Below are 24,559 nucleotides of genomic sequence, written 5' to 3'. Positions count from 1 at the left end.
GTCAGGGCCGGCGGTCGGGGGCCGGCGGCGGTCAGGGCCGGCCGGCGAGGCGGCGGTTGACCTTCTCCCGGATCGACTCGGGCAGCTCGGGCGCGTCCAGCAGCCGGGGCAGCAGCTCCGGCTCCAGGTTGGTCGCCCGGAACACCTCACCGATGGTGACGCCGTGCTCCGGCCGCGCCACGACCTGCACCGGGTCCCCGGCGCTCACCTCTCCCTCGCGCAGCACCCGCAGGTACGCCCCGGGCACGGCCCGCGCGGTGAACCGCTTGATCAGGTCGGGCATCCCCCAGAAGCCGGCGAACGTCCGGCACGGCGTCCGCGGCTTGGTCACCTGGAGCAGCGCCGACCCGACCAGCCACTGCTCGCCGACGACCGCGCCGGTGACGTCCACCCCGTGCGTGGTCAGGTTCTCGCCGAAGCCGCCGGGCCGGATCTCGCGGCCCAGCTCGGCCGCCCACCAGGCCGCGTCCTCCTCGGCGTACGCGTAGAGCGCCTGGTCGGGGCCACCGTGGTGGGCCCGCTCGGCGATGAAGTCCCCGACCACCCCGTGCAACCGCACCGGCACCGGCCCCTCGACGGGCCGCTTGTCGATCCCGCTGCGACCGCTCGCGTCGCCCGCCCACTGCGCCTCGGTCACCACGCCGAGGTTCACCGCCGTCACCCTGCCCATGGCGGTCAGCGTAACGTCTCGCCGAACCGGAAAGCACTTGCCCAGCAGGAAAGTACGCGGTCTGCTTTCCTGACAGGAAAGCACTCTTCTCCTCGGCAAGGAGACCGCCGTGACCGAGCCCGCCATCTCCCCCGCCTCCGCCGACGCGCTCACCGAGATCCGCCAGGCGATCGGCGCCACCCTCGTACCCGGCTGGCGGTGGGTGGGCTGATGGTCGCCTTCACCACCGCGGTCGAGACCGCCCGGCCGTGGGTGGTCGCGGTCGGGTCCGTCGGGTACGCCCGGGGTACGCCCTGGTCACCCGGGTCGCGCTGCGTCACCGCGCCCAGGTCCGCAACGACCTGCTCGGCGTCCGGGGCGGCCTCGCCATCGTCGGGTACGTCCTCGCCCTGGTCGTCCTCGGCCTCGGCAGCGGGTTCGCCGCGGACGCGGCCGGGTTGCCCTGGCCGGCCACCATCGGTGCCGGCGTCACCGGGTTGACCATGGCGCTCAGCGGGCACCGGCTGATGGGGTACCTTCGCAGCGTGATGAGCGCCCGGCCGATCGGCGGCGGCCGGTGACCAGGGCCCGCTTCGACGAGCTGATCCACGCGCCGACCCGCCTGTCCCTGGTCAGCCTCCTCGCCGCCACCGACTGGGCCGAGTTCCGGTACCTGCGCGAGCAGCTCGACCTGTCCGACTCCGCGCTCTCCAAGCAGCTCTCCGCCCTGGAGCGGGCCGGCTACGCCGAGATCCGCAAGAGCTTCGTGGGCAAACGGGCCCGGACCTCGGTGACGTTGACCCGGCGGGGCCGGGACGCCTTCGCGGGTCACGTCGCGGCGTTGCAGGAGATCGTGGCCCGTGCCGGCGCGACCGTCACCCCCGCCGCCGCCCCGCCCTCCGGATCCGGGTGTTAGGAAGGGGCCCTTCTACTACCGAATGCGTTAACAGGGGGCCTTCCTTACACCTCAGCCCTTGACGGCGCCGGCGACCAGGCCGGTGACCATCCGACGCTGCACCAGCAGGAAGAAGACGATCACCGGCAGGGTGATCAGGGTGGAGGCGGCCATCACCGGACCCCAGGCGGTGTCGTCCCGGCCGAAGAAGAAGGTCATCGCCACCGGCAGGGTGTACTTCTCCTGGTCGTTGAGGAAGGTCAGCGCGAAGATCAGCTCGTTCCACGCGGTGATGAAGGAGAAGATGCTGGTGGCGACGAGACCGGGGGCGACCAGCGGGAAGAGGATCCGCCGGAAGATCTGCCCCCGGTTGGCCCCGTCGATCGCCGCCGCCTCCTCCAGTTCCTTCGGCACCGCCGCGACGAACCCGCGCAGCATCCAGACCGCGAACGGCAGCGAGAAGCCGAGGTACGTCAGGATCAGGCTGGGCAGGGTGTTGTAGAGCCCGAGCCGCTGGATCATCAGGAACAACGGGATGACCAGGGCCTCCAGCGGGATCATCTGCACCACCAGCAGCATGATCAGGAAGCTGGTCCGCAGGGAGAACCGGAACCGGGCCACGGCGGTCGCGGCGAGCAGCGCGACCAGCCCGCTGAGCAGGACCGTGGCCGCCGCGACCAGGAGACTGTTGCGGAAGAAGTCGACGAAGGACACCCCGGGGATGAGGTCGCCGGTGAGGATGTCCCGGTAGTGCGCCAGGGTCGGCTCGGCGGGCACCGGTCGCGGGGTGGCGGAGAAGATCTCCCGGCTCGGCTTGAGCGAGGTGGCGACCATCCAGTAGACGGGGAAGGCCGCGAAGAGCGCCACCAGCAGGCCGGCGCCGTTGAGGGCGAACCGTTTCACGACTCCTCCTGGCGCAGCACCATGCGGACGTAGAACCCGGTCACCACCAGCAGGATCACCGTCAGGATCACCGCGATCGCCGCGCCGAGGCCGTACTTGGGCGGGGGCGAGAAGGCCTCGGCGTACGAGTAGATGGAGAGCATGAAGGTCGACCGGTCCTGGGTGCCACCGGCCAGCACGAACTGCTGGGTGAAGACCTTGAAGTCCCAGATGGTGGAGAGCACGACCAGGATCCCGAAGACCGGCCGCAGCAGCGGGAACGTCACCGACCAGAAGACCCGCCACGGGCCGGCCCCGTCCACCCGGGCCGCCTCGTGCAGTTCGCTGGGCACGCTCTTGAGCCCGGCCAGCACGCTGACCGCGATGAACGGGAACGAGTGCCAGACCACCACCAGGGTGAGGATGGCGAAGAAGAGCAGCGGCGAGTTGAACCAGCCGTACCCGGTCCAGTCGCTGCGCCCGAACAGCGCGGTGGAGAGCCCGTCGGGCAGCGCGTTGAACAGCCAGGTCACCAGTCCACTGGTGTCGTCGAAGATCCACTTCCAGACGATCGTGCCGGTGAGCGCCGGGGTGGCCCAGGCGAGCATCACGCAACTGCCGACGAAGGTGGCCATCCGCCGGCCGAGCTGGTTCAGCAGCAGCCCGACCAGCGTGCCGAGCACCATGGTCAGCGCCACGGTGGCGACGGCGAAGAGCACCGTGTTGCGCAGCACGGTGTGGAAGAACGGGTCGCCGAGGATCTGGAGGTAGTTCTCCAGCCCGACGAAGGGCCAGGGCCGGTCACCGCGTACCTGCCGGACGTTGTCCAGCCGGTGGAACGACATCCACACCACCTGGCCGAGCGGCCAGAGCAGCAGCCCGCCGATCACCACCAGGCAGGGCAGGAGCAGCAGGTACGGCAGGCGGTCGGCCCGGCGGCGCCGCCGGGCGGGGGTCTCCCGCGCGGCGGACGTGCCAGGGGCGTCGGTCAGCGTCGTCACTTGGCGTTGAGGATGCTTTCCATCTCGCCGGCCGCGTCGGCGGTGGCCTGCTCGACGGTCTTCTGTCCCTTGATCACCGAGCTGTTCATCGCCTGGGTCACCGTCTTGGTCCGGCTCACCTCGACCCACTTCGGGGTCAGCGGGGTCAGCCGGGTGCGCTGGATGGTGGTGGCGAAGGCGGCCATGAGCTTGTCGTCGGCGTACCCGCCCCCGTTGACCAGGTCCTGGTAGACCGGGAAGAAGCCGAGGCTGTCCGCGAAGGTCTTCGCGTTCTGCTTGGTGAGCAGCACGGTCAGGTAGTCCCAGGCCAGGTCCTTGCGCGGGCTGTCCTCCCAGACGGCGAGGTCCGAGCCACCGGCGAAGGCGGGGGCCGGGCGGCCGTCCGGACCGGGGATCGGGAACGTACCCCAGACCTTCTCGATCTCCGGGTTGTCCTTCTTGATGGCGCCGGCCTGCCAGCTCCCGGCGAAGGCCATCGCCGCCTTGCCGGTGGCGAACTGGGTACGGGCGTCGATCTCGTTCCAGCCGGCGGCGGCGGGCGGGGCCACCTTGTGCACGGTGACCAGGTCGGTCCAGAACGTCACCGCCTGCCGGGCCTGCGGCGAGGTGTACCCGGAGGTCCAGGTCCCGCCCTGCTCGGTGGCGATCTCACCGCCGGCGCCCCAGAGGAAGGAGTAGAAGGGCAGCTCCGAGTTGCCGGGCAGGGCGATGCCGTAGGTGCCGGGCTTCTTCGCCTGGACGGCCTTGGCGGCGGCGACCAGCTCGTCCCAGGTGGTCGGCGGTCGCACCCCGGCCTCGGCGAACCAGTCGGCCCGGTAGTAGACGGCCCGCACCCCCGCGTACCACGGGACGCCGTACTGCCGGCCGTCGAGCTGGGCGTTGCGGACCAGGTCGGGCAGGACGTCCCGCCCCTCGGCCCAGCCGCCGAACCGGTCGGTGACGTCGGCGAGGGCCTGCTGGGCCGCCCAGCCCTGGGTCTCGGTGTTGCCCAGCTCGGTGACGTCGGGCCCCGCCCCACCGGCGAGCGCGGCCTGGAACTTCTTCGGCGCCTCCAGCCAGGGGACGTACTGGACCACGACGTCGGTGTCCGGGTGCTTCGTGCGGAACTCGGTCTCGACGCCGTCGAGGAAGGCGGTCTGCGCCTCGCTCCCCTCGCCCATCATCCAGACCGTCAGCCGGCTGTCGTCGGCGGCCGGGTCGTCGGCACCACCGCACCCGGCGATCAGCATCGCGACCGAGGCCACCACGGCGGTGACCGGGGTCAGCCGTTTCCACCTGTTCACGCCACGTCTCCCTCGCACCGTCCGGCACTTACCTTCTCCGCCGCACCTTAGTAGGTAAAAATCCTTTACGACAGGGGCGAGCCCGACGGCGAGGCGACCGTACCGCAGGGGACCTGACCCCGGCAGCGGTGACGACGGCGACCGGGCACCCGTCGGGAGTGGACGGCCCGGAGACACGCGACGGGCGCCCGACCGGATGGTCGGGCGCCCGTCGGTGTCGTTCGGTGCTTACCGGTGGGTGACCCCCCGGCGCCGGCCACCCACCCCGGCGACCAGGGCGACCGCCACCGCGGCCAGCAGGACCTGGATCAGCAGTTCACCCAGGTTCAGGGCGCTCCCGGTGGCGAGCCCGGTGGAGCGGGCGATCACGGTACCGAGTAGCGCGGCGCCCACACCGATGAGCATGTGCAGCCAGATCGGCATGTTCTGGCGGCCCGGCACGACCAGCCGGCCCAGCGCACCAACGATCAGGCCGACGATGAGCGCGGTGATGATTCCGGTGACGGTCACGATCGTTCTCCTCAATATGTCTCGGGTCGTTCAGTGTCGTGACCCCACAGTTCCCGACCCGCTGAAAACTCAAACCGGTCCGGTGGACGAATCACCCGTCGGCGGGCGGGGCGGCATCCTCACCACGAAGGCCGCAGGTCGGGAGGTAAGCCCCACAACGCGACGGGCACCCGGCCGATGGCCGGGTGCCCGTGGACGGACTGCGGGGTACGTGCCCTACCGGTGGGAGACGTGGCGGCGACGTCCGACGCCAGCGACCAGCGCCACCGCGACGGCGGCCAGCAGGACCTGCAACATCAGCTCACGCCAGTCGATCCCGGCGGTCTCGGCGAACCCGCTGGCCCGGGCGATGAGCGTGCCCAGCAGGGCGGCGCCGACGCCGATCAGCATGTGCATCCACATCGGCATGTTCTGGCGGCCCGGGACGACCAGGCGGCCCAGCGCGCCGACGATCAGACCAACGACGAGCGCAGTGATGATGCCCCAGACGGTGAGTTCCACGGTCGTCCTCCTCCAGCAAGGTCACACGGTGTTGTGCTTTCTCTGGTGACCTCTGGATGCCCGGGTCCGGGCGCAACCAAACCGACCGATCCCCACCGATCTCGACCGGCCTCGATCGCCGGCCTCGCGCCGCCGCACGGAAGACCAGGTGAATGACGGTGTCAAGATGGTCGTGGCGGTAGCGTGACGGGACCGGAATCGGCGGCACGGCACCGTCGACAGGGGGCCGGGGCGACCTCGACCACGGATCACCCCGACCCTTCGACAGCGGAGCGTGACCGGAAACCGGTCACTTCTTGCCGGTGGCCTTCCCGTCTCCGGAGTCGGAGGAGAGCGCGGCGATGAAGGCCTCCTGGGGGACCTCCACCCGGCCCACCATCTTCATCCGCTTCTTGCCTTCCTTCTGCTTCTCCAGCAGCTTCCGCTTCCGGCTGATGTCACCGCCGTAGCACTTGGCGAGGACGTCCTTGCGGATCGCCCGGATGGTCTCCCGGGCGATCACCCGGCTGCCGATCGCGGCCTGGATCGGCACCTCGAACTGCTGCCGGGGGATGAGGCTGCGCAGCTTGGCGGCGATGCTGGTGCCGTAGGCGTACGCCTTGTCCTTGTGCACGATCGCGCTGAACGCGTCCACCGGCTCGCCGTGCAGCAGGATGTCCACCTTCACCAGGTCGGAGGACTGCTCGCCGGAGGTCTCGTAGTCCAGCGAGGCGTACCCCTTGGTCCGGCTCTTGAGCTGGTCGAAGAAGTCGAAGATGATCTCGGCGAGGGGCAGGGTGTAGCGCAGCTCCACCCGGTCGGCGGAGAGGTAGTCCATGCCGAGCAGGCTGCCGCGCCGCCCCTGGCAGAGCTCCATCACCGCGCCGACGTAGTCGTTCGGGGTGAGGACGGTCGCCCGGACCACCGGCTCGTACACCTCGGCGATCTTGCCGGTCGGGTACTCGCTGGGGTTGGTGACGGTGATCTCCTGGCCGTCCTCGGTGATCGCCCGGTAGACCACGTTCGGCGCGGTGGAGATCAGGTCGAGGTTGAACTCGCGCTCCAGCCGCTCCCGGATGATCTCCAGGTGCAGCAGGCCGAGGAAGCCGCAGCGGAACCCGAAGCCGAGCGCGCCGGAGGTCTCCGGCTCGTAGGTCAGCGCCGCGTCGTTGAGCTTGAGCTTGTCCAGCGCGTCACGCAGGTTCGGGTAGTCGGAGCCGTCGATCGGGTACAGCCCCGAGTAGACCATCGGCTTCGGGTCCTTGTACCCACCGAGCGCCGCCGTCGCCGGCTTGGAGTTGATGGTGACCGTGTCACCGACCCGGGACTGGCGGACGTCCTTCACCCCGGTGATCAGGTACCCCACCTCGCCGACGCCGAGCGCGTCGGCCTTCACCATCTCCGGCGAGATGACCCCGATCTCCAGCAGCTCGTGCGCCGCACCGGTGGACATCATCTTGATCCGGTCCCGGGCGTTGATGTGCCCGTCGACCACCCGGACGTAGGTCACCACGCCCCGGTACACGTCGTACACCGAATCGAAGATCATCGCACGGGCCGGCGCCTCGGCCTCCCCGACCGGCGGGACGAACTGCCGGACGATCTCGTCCAGCAGGTGCGGGACGCCCTCACCGGTCTTGCCGGAGACCCGGATGCAGTCGGCCGGGTCGCCGCCGATCAGCCGGGCCAACTCCTCGGCGTACTTCTCGGGCTGGGCGGCCGGCAGGTCGATCTTGTTGAGGACCGGGATGACGTGCAGGTCGTTCTCGAGCGCCAGGTAGAGGTTGGCCAGCGTCTGCGCCTCGATGCCCTGGGCGGCGTCGACCAGCAGGATCGCCCCCTCGCAGGCGGCCAGCGAGCGGGACACCTCGTAGGTGAAGTCGACGTGCCCCGGGGTGTCGATCATGTTGAGCACGGCGGGCTCGCCGGCCCGGTCGCCCTCCCGGATCGTCCACGGCATCCGGACGGCCTGGCTCTTGATGGTGATGCCGCGCTCGCGCTCGATGTCCATCCGGTCGAGGTACTGCGCACGCATCTGCCGTGGGTCGACCACCCCGGTGAGCTGCAACATCCGGTCGGCCAGGGTCGACTTTCCGTGGTCGATGTGGGCGATGATGCAGAAGTTCCGGATGCGCGCCGGGTCGGTGGCACCAGGAGCGTTCGCGCCGGAATCGAGCTTCGGTGGCACAGCGGTCCGTTCTGGTCGGCTGACGTGAGCAGGCCGGCGCGGCGCCGGCCCCCTCTATGCTCCCACGTCGCCGCCGCGCCTCCGCTGTGCGGGCGATCCCCGGCACCGACCGACGGCGGTGGAAGGAAGGGCCCCTTGTTAACGCCTACGGTAGAGAGGGGTTCCCTTCTCACCCTCCGGCGGCCACCTGACCGGCCGCCCAGCGGTCCGTCACTCCACCGGCGGCTCGACGAAGAGGGCGGCCAGCTTCGGCAGCCGCTGCCGGGCGGCGTCCTCGTCGTCGAAGTCCCAGAAGTCGTCGAGGTTCGGCACCGGCACCGGGTCCCGGTCCGTCGGCAGGTCGGCGGCGGTGGCCTTGCGGTACGCGTCCCACGGCACCGCCAGCATGTCCTCGCACTCGAACTCCTCGCCGCTGAGCGCGGCGGCCCGGACCTGCGGCAGCTCCGCCAGCGAGTCCGGAGCCCCGACCGCCCGGGCGAAGACCGCCCGACCCTGGGTCATCAGCCAGCCCCGGAAGTACTCGAAGCCGTCGTCGGACGCGCCCCCGTTGATCAGGTACGCCGCGCCCCAGAGGTCGACCGTGTACGAGGCGGCGAGCACCCGCTGCTGGTGCTGGGCGTACCCGAGGATCTCCGCCGGGTCCCGGGCGGCGAGCAGGGCGACCGCCCGGGCGGCGACCGCGTCGGGCGCACCGCCGGCCCCGGCCCTCGCCTCGTCGATCAGCCGCCAGAAGTCGTCGGTCCTCATGGAGTGGCAGTCTGACAGAGCGGCCTCCCGCCCGCCCCGCAGGATCGGCGCGCGGGCCGGCCCGGCCGACCGGCACCATGGACGGATGCGCCCGACCTCGCCCCCGGTGCCGTACCACGCGACCGCCGCCCGGCCCGCCTGGTCGGCGCTGCCGGCCGGGCTGCGCGCGGCGGTCACGGCGCGGCTCGGCGCCCCGGTGGTCGGGGCCCGGACCGCCGGTGGCGGGTTCACCCGGGGCTTCGCCGCGGTGCTGACCACCGCCGACGGCGGCCAGGTCTTCGTCAAGGCCGCGGAGCTGGCCCGGGACCGGCACCTCGCCGACTGGTACGCCCGCGAGGTGGCCGTCCTCGCCGGGCTGCCCGCCGGGCTGCCGGTCCCCCGGCCCCGGTGGACCCTGGACGCGGCCGGCTGGTACGCGATCGGTCTGGACGCCGTCGACGGGCGGATGCCCCGGCTGCCCTGGGACCCGGCCGAGCTGACCGCCACCCTCGCCGGGTACGCCGAGGTCGCCGCCGCCCTGGCCACGCCACCGGCCGCGCTGACCGGGCTGGGCCTGCCGCACCTGGCCGACCTGGCCCGGGAGGACATCCTCTGGTGGGTGGAGGTGGCCGCCGGCCGGGAGCCGCTGCCGCCGGTACCCGCCGGAGTCCCCGACCGCCTCGACGACCTGGTGGCCCTGGAGTCGCGGCTGCCGGCGTACGCCACGGCCGCGACCGGGCTGCTCCACGGTGACCTGCGGGCGGACAACGTCCTGGTCGGGGCGGACGGCCGGGTCTGGTTCTGCGACTGGGCCTGGCTCTGTCACGGGCCGGCCTGGTTCGACCTGGTGACCCTCCTGCTCCCCGCGTACGCGGGTGGGCTGGACGCCGACGCGCTCTTCACCGGGCACCCGGCGGCGGCCGACGCGCCCCCGGACGCCCTGGACGTCACCCTCGCCGCGCTCTGCGGCTACTTCCTCACCGGCGCGGCGGCGGCCCCGCCGGCCGCTCCGTCGTACCGGTCGGCGCACCAGCGGTGGAGCGGGGAGCAGGCGCTCGACTGGCTCGCCCGCCGGCAGGGCTGGTCCCTCGGCGCCGCACCTCGCCGGCCCGGCGACGCCCCGCCGCCCGACCGCTGACGGTGACCGGGCCGGCGACGGCGCACCGCCCCGTGCCCGAGGTGGTGGGGTGCCCGGCGGGACCGTGTCCCCCGAGCCGTTTTGGCTCGTCTGGGGCGACCTGGTAACCTGGCTTTTCGCGCAGCGATGACGCATGCTCGTCGCGCGCAGCAAGCAGACCAACCCGAGCTATCAAGACGAGGCTGTCGCGTGGCGAACATCAAGTCCCAGATCAAGCGCAACCGGCAGAACGAGAAGCGCCGGCTGCGGAACAAGTCGGTCAAGTCGTCGCTGAAGACCGCCATCCGCAAGTTCCACGAGGCTGCGGAGACCGGTGACGTCGAGAAGGCCACCACCCTCATGCGGGACGCCGCGCGCAAGCTGGACAAGGCGGCCAGCAAGGGCGTGATCCACGCCAACCAGGCTGCGAACCGCAAGTCCGCGATCGCCAAGCGCGTGGACTCGCTCGCCGCCTGAGCCGGCGACCAGCAGACCGCTGACCTGACCGGAACCCCCGGGGCTGACCAGTCCCGGGGGTTCCGGCCGTCTCCGTCCGGACTCACCCCGGCGGCTGGTTCCTTCCGAGGCCCCGGGCCACGCCACCGGGCCCGGCCCCCCCTACCCGCCCTGGCCTCGACCGCTGCCGGCGGGATCGGCCCCCCGGCCGGCCGGCTCGACCCGCGTCCCGGGTGCCGGTTCGACGGCGACCACGACACCGGGCACGACGGTGTGGGCGTGGGCGACCCGGACCCGCCCGACCACCGGCTCCATCTGCCGGCGGAAACGGTCCCGCTCCTGCTCGGGCACGAGCGTCGCCGACCGGACCACCGTCTCGGCCACCATGTCGTTGAGCTTGACCATGACCGCCACGGCGGCGGGCAACAGCAGCACCGACCACCAACTGACCAGCTCGGCCAGGGCGAGCAGCGCGGCGAGGGCCACCGAGCCCTCGAAGAAGAGGAAGCAGAGCACCCCACCCGGGTTGACGAAGCGCAGGCCGAGGAGCCGGGCGTAGAGCGGCCGGTACCGCTCCTCGTCGACCGGGATCGTGGCCCAGCCCGTCCGGGTGGCCCCGCTCACCTGGCCCCGTCCTGCCGGGCGGCGGCGACCGCGAAGACCGCCCGTTCCAGGGCGTACGCCCGGTCGTCCGCGCCGCCCTTGACCGCCGCGTTGGCCTCGGCCGCCGCCTGCATTGCCTGGACCAGGCCCTCCGGGGTCCACCCCCGCCCCTGCCGCTGCGCCCGTTCGATCTTCCACGGTGGCATGCCCAGGCTGCTCGCCAACTGGTACGCGCTGCCCCGGCCGGCGGAGGCCACCCGGGCGACGGTCCGCACCCCGTCGGCGAGGGCGTCGGCGATCGGGACCGGGTCCACGCCGACGTGCAGCGCCCAGCGCAGCGCCTCCAACGCGGCGGGGACGTCCCCGACCATCGTCGCGTCGGCGACCGTGAAGCCGCTCACCTCCGCCCGCCCCCGGTAGTACCGGGCCACCGTGTCGGCACCGATGCGACCGTCGGTGTCCGCGATGAGCTGCGCGCACGCGGCGGCCAACTCCCGCAGGTCGGTGCCGACCGCCGCGATCAGCGTCTCGGCGGCGTCCTCGGCGCACCGGCCGCCGGCCCGGCGGATCTCCTCCCGGACGAAGGCGACCCGCTCCCGGTGGCCCTTCAGCTTGGCGGCGGGGACCACGGTCGCGCCCGCCGCCTTCAGCCCGTCGGCGAACGCCTTGCCCTTGGCCGCGCCGAGGTGCAGCACCACCAACTGGACGTCGGGGTCGGGGTTCTTCGCGTACGCCAGGAGGGCGGCGGCCAGGTCCTTGCGGGCGTCCTGGCCGGAGCGGAGCACGAGCAGCCGCCGCCCGCCGAAGAGCGACGGACTGAGCATCTCGGCGATCTCGCCCACGGTGAGCACCCCGGCCTGGTACTCCCGGACGTCCACGTCCGGGTCGGCGGCGCGGGCTGTCGCCACGGCTTCGGAAACCGCGCGCGTGGCGAGCAGCTCCTCGTCGCCGAGAACGAGCAGAATAGGTGCGGGACTGGCGGTCACGCCGCCCATACTCGCACGCCCCGGGAACGGGTCCACCCTGCTCGGCGACGCGACCACGGCAGACCCCGCACACAGCGCAAATCCAGACATTCGACCTTATTCTTCACCAAAGCCTGCAAGCCGCAGCTACCGGTCGAGGTGGGGCAGTGCTACCGGCCCGGGTGGGTGGGGCCCCGGGCCACCACCGCCAGCCCGGCCCCATCCCGGACCGCCGCCACGTCGCCGTCGGTGTCGGTCCGCAGCACCCGGGCTCCGCCCCTGCTCAGCCGGGCCAGCACCCCCGGATCGGGGTGCCCGTAGTCGTTCTCCGCCCCCACCGGAACCAGCGCGACCACCGGGCGGACCGCGTCCAGGAAGGTCGGCTCCTGGTAGGCCGAGCCGTGGTGGGCGACCTTGAGCACCTCGGCCCGGAGCCCACCCGGTGGCGGCCGGTCCAGCAGCGCCCGTTGCTCCTCGGTCTCGGCGTCCCCGACCAGCAGGACCCGCACCCCGGCCACGGTGGCCCGCAGGATCAGCGAGTTGTTGTTCGGGTCCGACCGGGTGCCGCGCAGCGGGTACGGCGGCCCGACGACGGTCACCTCCACCGCACCGGCCCGCCACGTCCAGCCCACCGTCGCCGCCCCGACCGGCGTCCCGCCCGCCGCCGCCCGGACCAGGTCCCGCCCGCCCGCCGGCTCCGACCACCCCGGGGTGACCACGGCGCGTACCCGGCGCCCCCGGAACACCCCCGTCACCCCGCCGGTGTGGTCGACGTGGAAGTGGCTGAACACCAGCAACGACACCTCCCGGACCCTCAGCCGGCGCAGGCAGCCGTCCACCGCCGTCGGGTCCGGGCCGGCGTCGACCACCACCGCCCGCCCCTCGGCGACCGGCAGCACCAGGGCATCCCCCTGCCCCACCGCGCAGGCCACCACCACCCAGCCCGGCGGCGGCCACCCGCCGGCCACCAGCCTCACCGGCAGGGTGCCCAGCACCACCGCGACGACGAGCACCGCCACCAGCCGGCGGACCACCGGACGGCGGACGGCGACCAGCAACGCCACGGTGAGCGCCCCGAGGAGCAGCGCCCCGACCACCCCGCCCGGCCAGGGCAGGTTCCCGCCGGGCAGGCGGGCTCCGTACCGGGCCACCGTCACCAGCCACCAGGCCGGCCAACTGCCCAGCCAGGCGGCGGCCTCGGCACCGGCCGGCCAGAACGGCGAGACCACGGCCGCCACCACCCCGAGCACCGTGGCGGGCGCGATGGCCGGCACCACCAGCAGGTTCGCCGGCACCGCGACCAGACTGACGGTGCCGGAGATGCCGGCCACCACCGGGCCGCAGGCGAGCTGCGCCGCCGCCGGCACCGCCAGGGCCTCGGCCAGCCCGGCCGGCACGCCCCGCCGGCGCAGCCCGTCCCGCCAGCGCGGGGCGAGCAGCAGCAGACCCCCGGTGGCCAGCACGGAGAGCGCGAACCCGGCGTCCCCGGCCAGCTCCGGATCGAGCACCACCAGCACCGCCACCGCGGCGGCCAGCGCGGGCAGCGCCGCCCGGGGTCGCCCGGCGGCGAGGGCGGCCAGCCCGATCGCACCCATGGTGCCGGCGCGGACCACGCTCGGCGACGGGCGGACCAGCACCACGAAGCCGACCAGCGCCACCGCGCAGAGCCCCGCCGCCAGGTACGGCCCGGCCCGGCACCACCGGGCCAGCAGCAGCACCGCGCCCACGACGATCGCCACGTTCGAGCCGGAGACCGCGTTGAGGTGGGTCATGCCGGTGGCCCGGAAGTCCTCCTCCACGGTGGGCAGCAGCCGGCTGGTGTCGCCGACGACCAAGCCGGGCAGCAGGCCACCCTGCTCGTCGGGCAACGGCTCGCAGGCGCGTTGCAGCCCGGCGCGGAGGTCACCGGCGGCCCGTTGCAGCCAGGACGGTGGCCCGTGGCGCACCGGCGGCCCGTCGACCAGCACCACCGCCGCGGTCAGGTCGCCGCCCCGGGGTTCGGTCAGCCGCCCCTCGGTGGTGACCCGCTGCCCGGGAAGCAGCCCCTGCCAGCCCGGATCGGTGGCGAGCAGCAGGAGCCGGGCCGGGGCGCGCACCCGCCGGCCGTCCGGCCCGGTCAGCGTGGTCAGCTCGGCCGCCACCAGGAGGGCCGCCGGCCGGCCGGGCACCCGGCGGACCGGGCGCGGGTCGTCGGTGACGGTCGCCGCGACGGTGACGGTGGCCCGCTCGTCGACCAACGCCCGGATCGCCTCGGCGTCCCGGACGCCGAGCCGGGCGGCGGTCGCCGTCGCACCGCAGACCACCCCGATCAGCGCGGCGACCGCGATCCAGCCGTACCGGCGCACGGGGGCCGCCGGCCGGCCCAGGACTCCGGTCAGGTGCACCGTGGCAACGGTGGCGAGGCCGGCGGCGAGCCCGGCGACCAGCAGCATCGTCCACCCGGTCAGGTACAGCCCGGCCAGGGCGGTCAGCCAGGCGGCCACCGCCAGCCCGGCCAGCCGCAGGTCCGGCGGGGCCGGGTCGCCCCCGTCGACCGGACCACCGGAGCGCGCACCGGCCGGCCGGGTGCCGACGGCGGGCAGGCGGCCCGTCACACCGTCACCAGTTCCTTGAGCTGTTCGTACCGGGCATCGCCGATGCCGCTCACCTGGCGCAGGTCGCCCACGGTCCGGAAGCCGCCGTGCCGCTCCCGATGGTCGACGATCCGCTGGGCGAGCACCGGGCCGACCCCGGGCAACCCGTCGAGTTGGGCGAGCGTGGCGGTGTTCAGGTTGACCAGGCCACCCGGGGCGGCCCCGCCCGGCTGCCCCGCCGCGCCCGGCGCCCCACCGCCCGCCGGTGCGGCCGGCTGGCCGGGCGGCGGGGTGACCCCGACCAGGACCAGTTCACCGTCGGCGACCTTGCGGGCCGGGTTGAGCAGGGCGAGGTCCACCCCGGGCAGGACTCCCCCGGCGGCGGCCACGGCGTCGGCGACCCGGGCACCGGCCGGCACCCGGACCAGCCCTGGCCGGCGGACCTTGCCGGCCACCGCGACCACCAGATCGTCCGTGGACGGCTCACTCGGCTCGGCGGACGCCTCGGGTACCGCCAGGGTCGCCGTCGTCGCCGGCGCGACCGGCTCCGCCTGCGGCCTGGCGCGCCACGCCCAGACCCCGGCGCCGAGGACCACCAGCACCCCGACGACGGCGAGCACCCGGACACCCCGCCGGCCGGGATCGAACGCGTCCGGCCCGGGCAGTCGGGCGGCCGGCGGGTCGACCGGCCCGTCCGCGCCGTCGTCGTGGTGGCCGGGGTGGTCGTGGTGCTCGTCCGGGTCGACGTGGCCGTGCCCGGCGACGCCGGGACCAGCGGGGTGGCCGGGCCGGTCACCGTGGTCGTGGTGGTCGCGCCGGACCCGGTCGTGCCAACCACGGGCGTACCGGCCGTGGACGTGCCGGGCGCGATCGTGGTGGGCGCGATCGTGGTGGGCGCGATCGTGGTGGGCGTCGTCGTGCCAGCCGTCGTCGTGACGGGCCTGCTCGTGACGGACGTGGTCGCGGCCGGCGTGGTCGTCGTCGACGGGCGGGAGGTGCGGCGTCGGCCGCGCCGGGGACGCGAACCGCTCGACCACGGGCAGCAGGCCCTGCGGATCGGTGGCGGTCGGGTGGGCGGGGGTCGGCTCGAACAGCCGCCACAGCCGTTGGTGCGCCATCGTCGCCTCGTCGTCGGACACGCGGCGACGCTACGGCCGGCCATCCGTTCGGCGCGGCCGGTCGACCACCCCCTGTGGACGACGACCGCGACTGTGGACAACCGCCTGATCATGCACTTGTCTGCTATGGCGCCGGCCCCACCAGCCAGCCCCCGCCGGCCCGAAGCCCAGCCAGCGCGAAGGCCAGGCCACGCAGGAGCCAGGCCGGGCGGGTCTATCGGGGGTCGGTGTCCGGGGCGGTCGGGAGCCGGTGGACGACCACGCAGGCCAGTCCCGGCCCGGCGTGCGCGGCGACCACCGCACCGGCCTCGGTGACGTACGCCTGGCGCAGCCGGTCGCCGAACCGGGCGGTCAGCGCGTCGAGCAGCGCCCCGGCCCGCTGCGGCGCGGCGAGGTGGTGCACCGCGAGGTCCACGTCGGCGTCGCCGGCCGCCTCGGCCGCGAGGTCGACCAGTTTCGCCACGCCCCGGCTGGCGGTACGCACCCTGTCCCGGACCTCGATCGTCCCGTCCGGCATGTGCATGATCGGCTTCACCGACAGGGCGGTGCCCAGCAGCGCCTCGGCGGCGTTGATCCGGCCACCCCGACGGAGGAACTCCAGCGTGTCGACGTAGAAGAAGATCGTGGTGCGGGCGACGGCGTCCAGTGCGGCCCGGCGTACCCCGGACAGGTCGGCGCCCGCCTCGGCGGCGCAGGCGGCGGCCAGTACCGGGAAGCCCAGCCCCATCCCGGTGGACCGGCTGTCGACGACGGCGACCCGCTCCGCGCCCACCTCGGCGGCGGCGAGCCGGGCCGCCTCGACGGTGCCGGAGAGCCCCGTCGACAGGTGCACGGAGACGACGGCCTCCGCCCCCGCGTCGAGCAGCCGGCGGTACGTGCGCGCGAACTGCTCCGGGGCGGGGCGGGAGGTGCTCACCGAGACCCGCCGCGCGCCCAACGCCCGGGTGGCGTCGGCGGGGAACGTCTCGACCCCTTCCAGGCCCTCCGCGCCGTTGAGCACCACGGTCAGGGGTACCACCGTGATCCGGTGCGAACGCACCAGCTCGGACGGCAGGTAGGCGGTGGAGTCGGTGACGACCGCGACGGACATGCCCGGCACGCTAGCCGATGCCGACCCCGGTCGGGCCGGGCGGGTTGGTGGGCGGCCCGGTGCGTGTCCGGCTCAGACCGCCTCGACGGGGACGGTCGCGGTGACCGGACCGACGTTGTGGGCCCGCAGATGCCAGCCCCGGACGGCGTTGTGCCGCAACTCGGTCCAGTGGCAGTTCTCCAGCGAGCCGAGCGCGCGCAGCACCGTCGCGTCCCAGCCGAGCAGGTGACCGCAGCCCTGCCGGGCCGCGGCACCGTGGGTGGCGACCACGACGGTGCCGCCGGGCACCAGGTCGGCAGCCTTCTGCAACGCCGTGCCGAGCCGGGCACCCAGGTCGGCGAGGCTCTCGACGTCCGCGCCCGGGTCGGGGTCACCGGCCCGCCAGCGGGCGTACTCCTCGGGGTACCGCTCGGCCACCTCGGTGAGCAGCAGGCCCTGCCAGCGCCCGAAGTACCGCTCCCGTAGCCCGGCGTCGGACCGGACCGGCAGGCCGGTGTGCGCGGCGAGGGCGGCGGCGGTGTCGGCGGCGCGGCTCAGGTCGCTGGTCACGATCGCGTCCGGGCGCAGCGCCGCGAGCAGCGGCGCCGCCGCGCGGGCCTGCTCCCGGCCCAGGTCGTTGAGGGGGACGTCGGTCTGCCCCTGGACCCGGCTGGCGGCGTTCCAGTCGGTGTTGCCGTGCCGCCAGACGACCAGCCGGGTCATTCGGCGGTGGAGGTCGAGCCGCCCGCCTCGGCGTCGACCAGGTCACGGTCGACGAACGGGATGGTCGGGCAGTCCTTCCAGAGCCGGTCGAGGGCGTAGAACTCGCGCTCCTCGGTGTGCTGCACGTGCACCACGATGTCGACGTAGTCGAGCAGCACCCAGCGCCCACCGCGCTCGCCCTCGCGCCGGACCGGCTTGGCCTTCTCCGGCAGGTCGAGCAGCCGCTCCTCGATGGCGTCGACGATGGCCAGCACCTGGCGCTCGTTGGGGGCGGCGGCGAGCAGGAACGCGTCGGTGATGGCGAGCTGGTCGCCCACATCGATGATGACGATGTCCTGCGCCTTCTTGTCGGCGGCGGCCTGGGCGGCGGCGATCGCCAGCTCGTGAGCGCGTTCGGAAACTGTCACCGTTCTCCTTCGATCAACCGTGCGATGTTCCAAGCGTCTCACACGCCGCGCCGTCCCGACGCGTCAGTTCTGGTCGGATACCGGGACAGACAGCCCATGCCGGCCCCTACTTCTCCTGGTAGAGGCCGCGTTTGGCGATGTACTGCACCACACCGTCGGGGACCAGGTACCAGACCGGCTCGCCCCGGGCGACCCGGGCGCGGCAGTCGGTGGACGAGATGGCCATCGCCGGGACCTGGACCAGGCTGACCGCGTCGGCGGGCAGGTGGGCGGCGGTCAGCTCGAACCCGGGCCGGGTGACCCCGATGAAGTGGGCCAGCTCGAAGATCTCCGTCAGGTTCTTCCAGGAGAGGATCCGTTCCAGCGCGTCCGCACCGGTGATGAAGAAGAGCCGGGCCTGCGCGCCGTACAGGGCGTGCAGGTCGCGCAGGGTGTCGACGGTGTAGGTCGGCCCGTCCCGGTCGATGTCCACCCGACTGACCTGGAAGTCCGGATTCGAGGCGGTGGCGACCACGGTCATCAGGTAGCGGTCCTCGGCCGGGCTGACCGGGGTGTCCGCCTTCTGCCACGGCTGCCCGGTGGGCACGAAGACCACCTCGTCGAGCCCGAACCGGTTCGCCACCTCGCTGGCCGCCACCAGGTGCCCGTGGTGGATCGGGTCGAAGGTGCCGCCCATGATCCCGACCCGCCGGATACGTTCCTCCACCTGGTGATCGTATGCCGCGCCCCCGCCGCCCCGACCCCGACCACCGTGCCCGCCCACCGGCGGCGGGCGGAAACGGGACCGGTGCCGGGGCCGGCGGGGCGGGGGTCAGGTCGCCACGATCGCCGCCACCGCCGTCCGGGCCGCGAGCGCCCGACGCAGGTCGTCGTCCGCGTCGGTGACCACCCGGCGCACCCCCGGGGTCAGGTCGTCGCGGGCCAGCAGCGCCGCGGCCGACTCCCGGGTGCTCTGCGCCACGGCGAACTCGGGATAGGCCAGCTTCGCGACCTCGTCGGCCACCCACGGGGTACGCAGGTGGGCCGCCGCCGGCATCTCGGCGAAGTACCGCGGCACGTACCCCGCGGTCAGCTCGGCCTGCTCGGGATGCCAGAACCCCTCGGCGGTGGCCTCCACCAGCCGGTTGGACAGCGCGGTGTCACGGACGACGATCTCCCACGCGGCCTCCTTGGCGGCCAGGTCGGGCAGCGCCGCGCGGCACCGGGCGGCCCGCTCCGCGCCGGTCGCGCTGGGGTCGGCCGCGGCCTCGGCGTCGATCACCGCCGCGCCGGCCGCCCCGAGCACCACCAGTCGGCGCAGCACCCGCCAACGCAGTTCCGCGTCGACGGCCAGCCCCGCCGGCACGTCCCGCCCGGCCAGCCAGCCGACGAGCAGGTCGACGTCGGTGCCGGCGGCGACCGCCCCGCGCACGGTGGCCAGTTGCATCGACCCGCCGGGCGACGCGGCCGACGCCATCCGGGCGCAGGTGCGCGCCACCACCTCCAGCGCCGTGGCGCGGGCCGCCGGCTCCAGGTACCGGTCGATCAGCGACCGGCTCAACGACAGGACGTCCTCGACGAGGACCACCTCGGTCTCCGCCGGCAGGGCCGTCTCGATCAGCGTGACCAGCGCGGTCACCGGCAGCTCCCCGTCGGTCGCCGCGTCCAGCGCCGCGCCCCACAGCACGGCCCGGGCGAGGGGGTCGGCCAGGTCGGGCAGGAGCAGCGGCAGGGCGTCCACCGAGGCCGGGTCGAGGCGGACCTTGGCGAAGGTCAGGTCACCGTCGTTGGGCAGCAGCAGCCGGGCCGCCGGCTGGCCCGCCAGTCCGGTGAGGACGGTCCGGCCGCCGTCGACGTCCGGGTCGAGGTCCACCTCGTCGCGGGTCACCGTGCCGTCGGCGTGGTACCGGCCGACGCCCACCCGGTGCGGGCGCAGCACCGGGTGCGAGGCGGGGGCGCTCTGCACGATCGCCACCTCGGTGTACCGGCCGTCGGCGGCCACCGCGACCTCCGCCCGCAGCGTGTTGACCTGCGCCTGGCGCAGCCACCGCGCCGCCCAGCCCCGCAGGTCCCGGCCCGGGGCCGCGGCGGCGAGACTGTCCAGCAGGTCGGCCAGGGTGGCGTTGCCGAACCGGTGCGCGGCGAAGTGGGCGTTCAGCCCGGCGAGGAACGCCTCGTCCCCGAGCCAGGCGACGAGTTGCCGCAGCACCGCCGCGCCCTTGGCGTACGAGATGCCGTCGAAGTTCAGCAGCCCCTCGGCGGCGTCGACGACCTCCTCGGGGGCCACCGGGTGGGTGGACGGCCGCTGGTCGGCCGCGTACCCCCAGGCCTTGCGGCGCAGCGCGAAGGTCGTCCAGGCGCGGTCGAAGCGGGTCGCCTCGGCGGTGACCCGGGTGCCGAGGTACTCGGCGAACGACTCGTTCAGCCACAGGTCGTCCCACCAGCGCATGGTGACCAGGTCGCCGAACCACATGTGGGCCATCTCGTGCGCGATGGTGGTGGCCCGCCGCTCCCGTTCGGCGTCGGTGACCGCCGAGCGGAAGACGTAGTCGTCGCGGAGGCCGACCAGGCCCGGGTTCTCCATCGCGCCGAGGTTGAACTCGGGCAGGAACGCCTGGCCGTACGTGCCGAACGGGTACCGCTCGGCGAAGAGCTGGTGGAACCGGTCCAGGCACTGCCGGGTGACGGTGAGGATCTCGGCCAGCTCGGCGTCCAGGTACGGGGCGAGCGACCGCCGGCAGTAGACCGCGAGCGGGATGCCGTCGTGGCTGTCCCGGCGGACGTGCCAGGGCCCGGCGACCAGGGTGAACAGGTACGTGGGCAGCGGCACCGTGGGGGCGAACTCCCACCGGCCGGGCGCCGGGGTGGCGGCGACGTCGGCGTTGGCCGCGACCGTCCACCCCGGCGGCGCGGTCACCGTCAGCGTCACCGGCGCCTTCAGGTCGGGCTGGTCGAAGGCGGCGAAGATCCGTTGCACCTCGTCCAGGAAGGACATCGCGTACAGGTAGGTCTCGCCGTCGGCCGGGTCGACGAAGCGGTGCATCCCCTCGCCGGTGTTCGAGTACGCCATCTCGGCCTCGACGACCAGCGTGTTCTCCGCGCGCAGGCCGGTAAGCGGGTACCGGTTGTCGACCAGCGCGCCCGGGTCGAGGTCGTCGTCGTCGAGGCGTACCGCCAGCAGGGTCGCGGGCTTGACCTCGACGAAGGTCTCGGCACCGGGGGTCGCCCGGAACCGGATGGTGACGCGGGAGCGGAACCGCTCCGCGCCACCGGTGAGATCGAGGTCCACCTGATAGGACGTGACGGTAATCAACTCGCCACGCGCGGTCGCCTCTACACGGGTCAGGCTCGGCATCCGCTTATCCTGCCCGATGGGGAGCCGGAGACGTTCCCCTTAACGCTTCGCGATGGAGGACGAACCATGAGTCAGCACCCCAAGGGCGACTTCGACCTGTCCAGAGCGGTCTGGCAGCGCGCCGAGGGGGACACCTCCGAGGGCGCCGTCGAGGTGGCCTTCGTCGACGACCTGATCGGCATGCGCAACTCGGCCGAGCCGGACGGGCCGGTCCTGGTCTTCACGCAGGCCGAGTGGGACGCCTTCGTGGCCGGCGCCCAGGACGGCGAGTTCGACCTGGACTGACCACCGGGCGGCCGGTCAGTCACCGTCGCCCCAGCCGAGCCCGGCCAGGCCGGGCGCGTGGTGGAAGCCCGGGTGCCCCGCCACGTCGGCACAGTGCTCGCCGTCCGGGCCGGCCGCCCCGCAGAACAACCGCTCCGCCCGGTGCCAGGCGTGGGCCGGGGAGAACGCCGACGCGCCGACGGCCAGTTCCGGGCGGAGCAGACCGAGCGCCTCGGCGTACCCGACGGCGATCTCCCGGGCCTCGTCCGGGCCGGTCGCCTCGAACCCCAGATGCACCGTGAACCGTTGCGGCCGACGGCCCCCGGGGGCCGGACCGGTGCCGGCCGGCGTCCCGGGACCCGCGCCGGCCGGTGCCGGGACGGGTGGCGTCGTCCCCGCCACCGACGCCCCCGCCCGGCCGGCGCCGTCCGCTCCGGTCGTCACCCGCCGCCAGTACGGCGAACCGTTCTCCCGCATGCCGCCTCCCCACCGTCGTCCGTCCGGTCCCGCGTCGGCGTGGCCCGGGTCCACCCGGCCGGCCGCCGACAGCGGCGTCCCGCCCGACCGGTCCGCCGGGCGGTACCCGGACAGCAGACCAGGTTTCCGGCGTCCGGGGAGGGGCCAGCCGATCTGTCGTCGGCTGGCCCCTCCCCGGCCCGGCTGGACCCTCCCCGGCCCGGCTGGCCCCTCCCCGGCCCGGCCGGGCCCGGTTCGGCCCGCAGGATTCGACGCGGCCCGGATTCAGCCGCCGTCACCGGGGTAGAAGTCGCCCAGCGGTCCGGTCGACGGGCGGCCGACACCGGGTCAGGAGGGCGCCGGATGGGCACGATCCCGGGGGACGGCAGCCCGGACAGCAGCGTCGCGTTCCTGCGGGACGGGTACCGGTTCATCGGCAACCGCTGCGCCCGGCTCGGCAGCGACATCTTCCAGACCCGGCTACTGCTGGAACGGACCATCTGCCTGCGCGGGCGGCCCGGGGCGATGCTGTTCTCCGACACCGACCGGTTCGTCCGGCACGGCGCGATGCCGAAACGGGGCCAGCACACCCTGGTCGGCGTCGGCGGGGTGCAGGGGCTGGACGGCCCGGCACACCGGGCCCGCAAGGCGATGTTCATGTCGATCATGACGCCGTCCGCCGTCCGGCACCTGGGCCAACTGTTCGACGACGAGTGGCGGGCCCGGATCCCGGCCTGGGAGCAGGCCGGTCGGGTGGTGCTCCACGAGGAGGTCGGCCGGATCCTCACCCGGGCGGTCTGCGCCTGGGCCGGCGTACCGCTGGCCGCCTCGGCCGTGGCGCGCCGCTGCGCCGACCTGCACGCGATGATCGCCGCCCCGGCCGCGTTCGGCCCCCGGCACTGGCGGGGCCGCCTGGCCCGGCAGCGGGCCGAGCGCTGGCTGGCCGACGTGGTGGACCGGGCCCGCGACGGCACCCTGCCCGCCCCGCCGGGCAGTGCCCTGGCCGCGGTCGCCGGGCACCACGACGCCGACGGGCGGCTGCTGCCCCGCCGGATCGCCGCGGTGGAACTGCTCAACGTGCTCCGCCCCACGGTGGCGGTGGACCGGTACGTCGTCTTCGCCGCGCTCGCCCTGCACGAGCACCCCGGGTGGCGGGACCGGGTCCGGGCCGGCGAGGAGCCCACCGAGCGCTTCGTCCAGGAGGTCCGCCGCTTCTATCCGTTCTTCCCGGTCGTCGCCGCCCGGGTCCGGGACTCCTTCGACTGGCAGGGCTACCACTTCCCCCGGGGCCGGCGGGTGCTGCTCGACCTGTACGGCACCAACCACCATCCCGACCTCTGGCCGGAGCCGGACCGGTTCCGGCCGGACCGCTTCGCCACCTGGCACGGCGACCGGTACGACCTGGTTCCGCAGGGCGGTGGCGACCACCTCGGCGGGCACCGGTGCGCCGGGGAGTGGATCACCATCGAGCTGATGAAGCGGGCGGTGACCAACCTGACCGCCGCCATGCGGTACGTGGTCCCGCCGCAGGACCTCGCGCTGAACCTGCGCCGGATGCCGGTCCTGCCGCCGAGCGGCTTCGTGGTCACCGACGTCCGGCGCGCCGGCTGAGCCCCGGCCCCGAGCCGGTCCGGGCGCGTCGCCCGATCGTCGTCGCGGCCTGTTCACGGTTTCGCTGCGGTCCCCGCCGTCGGGACGACAGGATGGAGGATCGGAGCGGGCACCACCGCCCTCCGGAGCCGGCCGGAGGTGTTCCGGCGTCGACGGCGGTCGGTCGGGTGCCCGCAGCACGGAGGTGACAGCGATGGCGCGTGGTACGCGCGACGACCGGACGACCGGTCACCGGCCCCGGGTCCGTACCGCCGCCCTCGCGGTGGCCGGGGTCTTCGTGCTCGTCGGACTGCTCGGCTTCGTCCCGGGCGTCACCACCGGGTACGACGAGATGACCGTCGCCGGACACGGCTCCGGGGCGAAGCTGCTCGGGGTGTTCCAGGTCTCCGTGCTGCACAACGCGGTGCACCTGCTCTTCGGTCTGGTCGGGCTGGTGCTCGCCCGCAGCGTGGCCGGCGCCCGGGTGTTCCTGGCCGTCGGCGGCGCGGTGTACCTGGCCCTCTGGCTCTACGGGCTGGTGCTGTCGCACGGCGAGACCCCCGCGTCGGCGAACGTCCTGCCGGTCAACGCCGCCGACAACTGGCTGCACCTCGGCCTCGGCTTCGGCATGCTCCTGCTGGGGCTGCTGCTCTCCCCCGGCGCCGGCGCCACCGCGCAGCGGCTGGACCGCCCGTTCGACCGTCCCTGACCCGCCGGGCCCGGTCCCGCCGGCCGGCCGGCCCCGCCGTTCGGCCGGTACCGGCGTCAGCCGTCAGGCGGCCACCGGCAGGCGCTTGGCGAAACACACGCTGTACGGGTTGTCGACGTACTCGCCGTACACCGGGATCGACTCGTACCCGCTGGAGGTGTACAGCCCGATCGCCGCCGGCAGGTACGTCCCGGTCTCCAGGCACACCGTCTGGTACCCCCGCTGGAACGCGAGTTCCTCCAGTGCCACCAGGAGTTGCCGGCCGACCCCCCGGCCCCGGAACGCCGGCCGGACGTACATCCGCTTCAGCTCACCCGTGGTGCGGTCCAGCTCCTGGATGCCGCCGCAGGCGACCGCCCGCCCGGCGACCACGAACACCAGGTAGTCGATGTCGTCGCGGGTCACCGTCGCCTGCCCGTCCAGCCCGCCGTCGGCCTCCCGCAGTTCCCGCTGCTGCGCGGTGACCAGCGCGAGGATCTCCGGGTCGGTGGCGGGACGGGCCTCGATCAGCATTCCGTCACGGTAGGTGTCGCGGATTTCGCGCAGGTTTCCGACATCCGT

25 protein-coding genes and 1 pseudogene are annotated in these 24,559 nt (G+C 74.0%); 7 read left to right on the top strand and 19 right to left on the bottom strand.

Annotation, left to right across the window (positions count from 1 at the left end; all coding sequences use genetic code 11):
* Window positions 1-31: 31 nt before the first annotated feature.
* On the bottom strand, window positions 32-670 hold the full coding sequence (locus ACQUFX_RS00240; RefSeq protein ID WP_428964013.1) for an MOSC domain-containing protein: 639 nt from the start codon (window positions 668-670) through the stop codon (window positions 32-34).
* Window positions 671-918: 248 nt separating this feature from the next.
* On the opposite strand from ACQUFX_RS00240, the gene ACQUFX_RS00235 reads away from it, so the two are divergent.
* Window positions 919-1,230 carry a hypothetical protein gene (locus tag ACQUFX_RS00235; RefSeq protein WP_428964012.1) on the top strand — a complete coding sequence of 104 codons (312 nt, stop codon included), beginning with the start codon at window positions 919-921 and terminating at the stop codon, window positions 1,228-1,230.
* On the top strand, window positions 1,227-1,565 hold the full coding sequence (locus ACQUFX_RS00230) for a winged helix-turn-helix domain-containing protein (RefSeq protein WP_428964011.1): 339 nt from the start codon (window positions 1,227-1,229) through the stop codon (window positions 1,563-1,565). Before ACQUFX_RS00235 ends, ACQUFX_RS00230 begins: the two co-directional genes overlap by 4 nt.
* A 51-nt stretch (window positions 1,566-1,616) precedes the next feature.
* On the opposite strand, the gene ACQUFX_RS00225 is transcribed toward ACQUFX_RS00230, so the two are convergent.
* The 7 genes from ACQUFX_RS00225 to ACQUFX_RS00195 all read right to left on the bottom strand — a co-directional run bounded on the left by ACQUFX_RS00225 (window position 1,617) and on the right by ACQUFX_RS00195 (window position 8,635).
* On the bottom strand, window positions 1,617-2,447 hold the full coding sequence (locus ACQUFX_RS00225; protein ID WP_428964010.1) for a carbohydrate ABC transporter permease: 831 nt from the start codon (window positions 2,445-2,447) through the stop codon (window positions 1,617-1,619).
* Window positions 2,444-3,427, bottom strand: a complete 984-nt coding sequence (locus tag ACQUFX_RS00220; protein ID WP_428964009.1) for a carbohydrate ABC transporter permease — start codon at window positions 3,425-3,427, stop codon at window positions 2,444-2,446. Before ACQUFX_RS00220 ends, ACQUFX_RS00225 begins: the two co-directional genes overlap by 4 nt.
* Window positions 3,424-4,710 carry a sugar ABC transporter substrate-binding protein gene (locus ACQUFX_RS00215; protein ID WP_428964008.1) on the bottom strand — a complete coding sequence of 429 codons (1,287 nt, stop codon included), beginning with the start codon at window positions 4,708-4,710 and terminating at the stop codon, window positions 3,424-3,426. The genes ACQUFX_RS00220 and ACQUFX_RS00215 overlap by 4 nt, the downstream gene beginning before the upstream one ends.
* A gap of 228 nt (window positions 4,711-4,938) precedes the next feature.
* Window positions 4,939-5,220 carry a GlsB/YeaQ/YmgE family stress response membrane protein gene (locus tag ACQUFX_RS00210; RefSeq protein ID WP_067359735.1) on the bottom strand — a complete coding sequence of 94 codons (282 nt, stop codon included), beginning with the start codon at window positions 5,218-5,220 and terminating at the stop codon, window positions 4,939-4,941.
* 216 nt (window positions 5,221-5,436) lie between these two features.
* Window positions 5,437-5,721: a GlsB/YeaQ/YmgE family stress response membrane protein gene (locus tag ACQUFX_RS00205; protein WP_428964007.1), complete on the bottom strand. Its 285-nt coding sequence runs from the start codon at window positions 5,719-5,721 to the stop codon at window positions 5,437-5,439.
* Between the two features lie 289 nt (window positions 5,722-6,010).
* Window positions 6,011-7,888: a translation elongation factor 4 gene (gene lepA / locus ACQUFX_RS00200; protein ID WP_428964006.1), complete on the bottom strand. Its 1,878-nt coding sequence runs from the start codon at window positions 7,886-7,888 to the stop codon at window positions 6,011-6,013.
* A 210-nt stretch (window positions 7,889-8,098) separates the two neighbouring features.
* Window positions 8,099-8,635, bottom strand: a complete 537-nt coding sequence (locus ACQUFX_RS00195) for a DUF4240 domain-containing protein (RefSeq protein ID WP_428964005.1) — start codon at window positions 8,633-8,635, stop codon at window positions 8,099-8,101.
* Window positions 8,636-8,720: 85 nt separating this feature from the next.
* Here ACQUFX_RS00195 and ACQUFX_RS00190 point away from each other — a divergent pair, with 85 nt between their 5' ends.
* Together ACQUFX_RS00190 and rpsT are read left to right on the top strand one after the other, a co-directional pair.
* Window positions 8,721-9,752 (top strand): phosphotransferase, encoded by a 1,032-nt coding sequence (locus ACQUFX_RS00190; protein WP_428964004.1) that lies wholly within the window; start codon window positions 8,721-8,723, stop codon window positions 9,750-9,752.
* Between the two features lie 189 nt (window positions 9,753-9,941).
* On the top strand, window positions 9,942-10,208 hold the full coding sequence (gene rpsT, locus ACQUFX_RS00185; RefSeq protein WP_067359740.1) for a 30S ribosomal protein S20: 267 nt from the start codon (window positions 9,942-9,944) through the stop codon (window positions 10,206-10,208).
* A 141-nt stretch (window positions 10,209-10,349) separates the two neighbouring features.
* Here the strand turns inward: rpsT and ACQUFX_RS00180 are convergent, their stop codons facing one another.
* The 9 genes and pseudogenes from ACQUFX_RS00180 to pepN form a co-directional block, all read right to left on the bottom strand.
* Window positions 10,350-10,811 carry a hypothetical protein gene (locus ACQUFX_RS00180; RefSeq protein ID WP_428964003.1) on the bottom strand — a complete coding sequence of 154 codons (462 nt, stop codon included), beginning with the start codon at window positions 10,809-10,811 and terminating at the stop codon, window positions 10,350-10,352.
* A complete protein-coding gene (holA, locus tag ACQUFX_RS00175; RefSeq protein WP_067359742.1) occupies window positions 10,808-11,785 on the bottom strand; it encodes a DNA polymerase III subunit delta in 978 nt (325 codons plus the stop codon). The genes ACQUFX_RS00180 and holA overlap by 4 nt, the downstream gene beginning before the upstream one ends.
* A gap of 140 nt (window positions 11,786-11,925) precedes the next feature.
* The gene (locus ACQUFX_RS00170) at window positions 11,926-14,349 is read right to left on the bottom strand and encodes a ComEC/Rec2 family competence protein (protein ID WP_428964002.1); all 2,424 of its coding nucleotides are present in this window, start codon (window positions 14,347-14,349) and stop codon (window positions 11,926-11,928) included.
* Window positions 14,346-15,068 (bottom strand): annotated as a pseudogene (locus ACQUFX_RS00165) (ComEA family DNA-binding protein); the annotation flags it as partial. The gene ACQUFX_RS00170 and the pseudogene ACQUFX_RS00165, both read right to left, overlap by 4 nt.
* Window positions 15,069-15,660: 592 nt before the next feature.
* On the bottom strand, window positions 15,661-16,536 hold the full coding sequence (locus ACQUFX_RS00160) for a DegV family protein (protein WP_428964001.1): 876 nt from the start codon (window positions 16,534-16,536) through the stop codon (window positions 15,661-15,663).
* A gap of 72 nt (window positions 16,537-16,608) precedes the next feature.
* Window positions 16,609-17,238: a histidine phosphatase family protein gene (locus ACQUFX_RS00155; RefSeq protein WP_428964000.1), complete on the bottom strand. Its 630-nt coding sequence runs from the start codon at window positions 17,236-17,238 to the stop codon at window positions 16,609-16,611.
* The gene (rsfS, locus tag ACQUFX_RS00150; RefSeq protein WP_428963999.1) at window positions 17,235-17,645 is read right to left on the bottom strand and encodes a ribosome silencing factor; all 411 of its coding nucleotides are present in this window, start codon (window positions 17,643-17,645) and stop codon (window positions 17,235-17,237) included. The genes ACQUFX_RS00155 and rsfS overlap by 4 nt, the downstream gene beginning before the upstream one ends.
* A 106-nt stretch (window positions 17,646-17,751) precedes the next feature.
* On the bottom strand, window positions 17,752-18,351 hold the full coding sequence (gene nadD, locus ACQUFX_RS00145; protein WP_428963998.1) for a nicotinate-nucleotide adenylyltransferase: 600 nt from the start codon (window positions 18,349-18,351) through the stop codon (window positions 17,752-17,754).
* Between the two features lie 105 nt (window positions 18,352-18,456).
* Window positions 18,457-20,979, bottom strand: a complete 2,523-nt coding sequence (gene pepN / locus ACQUFX_RS00140) for an aminopeptidase N (RefSeq protein ID WP_428963997.1) — start codon at window positions 20,977-20,979, stop codon at window positions 18,457-18,459.
* A 66-nt stretch (window positions 20,980-21,045) separates the two neighbouring features.
* Between pepN and ACQUFX_RS00135 the strand changes: the two genes are divergently transcribed.
* Window positions 21,046-21,264 carry a DUF397 domain-containing protein gene (locus ACQUFX_RS00135; protein ID WP_067359748.1) on the top strand — a complete coding sequence of 73 codons (219 nt, stop codon included), beginning with the start codon at window positions 21,046-21,048 and terminating at the stop codon, window positions 21,262-21,264.
* Window positions 21,265-21,279: 15 nt separating this feature from the next.
* On the opposite strand, the gene ACQUFX_RS00130 is transcribed toward ACQUFX_RS00135, so the two are convergent.
* A complete protein-coding gene (locus tag ACQUFX_RS00130) occupies window positions 21,280-21,720 on the bottom strand; it encodes a hypothetical protein (RefSeq protein WP_428963996.1) in 441 nt (146 codons plus the stop codon).
* Window positions 21,721-22,062: 342 nt separating this feature from the next.
* On the opposite strand from ACQUFX_RS00130, the gene ACQUFX_RS00125 reads away from it, so the two are divergent.
* Window positions 22,063-23,310, top strand: coding sequence for a cytochrome P450 (locus ACQUFX_RS00125; RefSeq protein ID WP_428963995.1), 1,248 nt, complete (start codon window positions 22,063-22,065; stop codon window positions 23,308-23,310).
* A gap of 193 nt (window positions 23,311-23,503) precedes the next feature.
* The gene (locus tag ACQUFX_RS00120; RefSeq protein WP_428963994.1) at window positions 23,504-23,998 is read left to right on the top strand and encodes a DUF4383 domain-containing protein; all 495 of its coding nucleotides are present in this window, start codon (window positions 23,504-23,506) and stop codon (window positions 23,996-23,998) included.
* A 63-nt stretch (window positions 23,999-24,061) separates the two neighbouring features.
* On the opposite strand, the gene ACQUFX_RS00115 is transcribed toward ACQUFX_RS00120, so the two are convergent.
* Window positions 24,062-24,511, bottom strand: coding sequence for a GNAT family N-acetyltransferase (locus tag ACQUFX_RS00115; RefSeq protein WP_067359751.1), 450 nt, complete (start codon window positions 24,509-24,511; stop codon window positions 24,062-24,064).
* Window positions 24,512-24,559 lie beyond the last annotated feature (48 nt).

Source organism: Micromonospora fluostatini (assembly GCF_050410825.1).
Classification (GTDB): domain Bacteria; phylum Actinomycetota; class Actinomycetes; order Mycobacteriales; family Micromonosporaceae; genus Micromonospora; species Micromonospora rosaria.
Note: the sequence above shows the minus strand (reverse complement) of the source record. Positions and strands in the feature narration are given on the sequence as shown.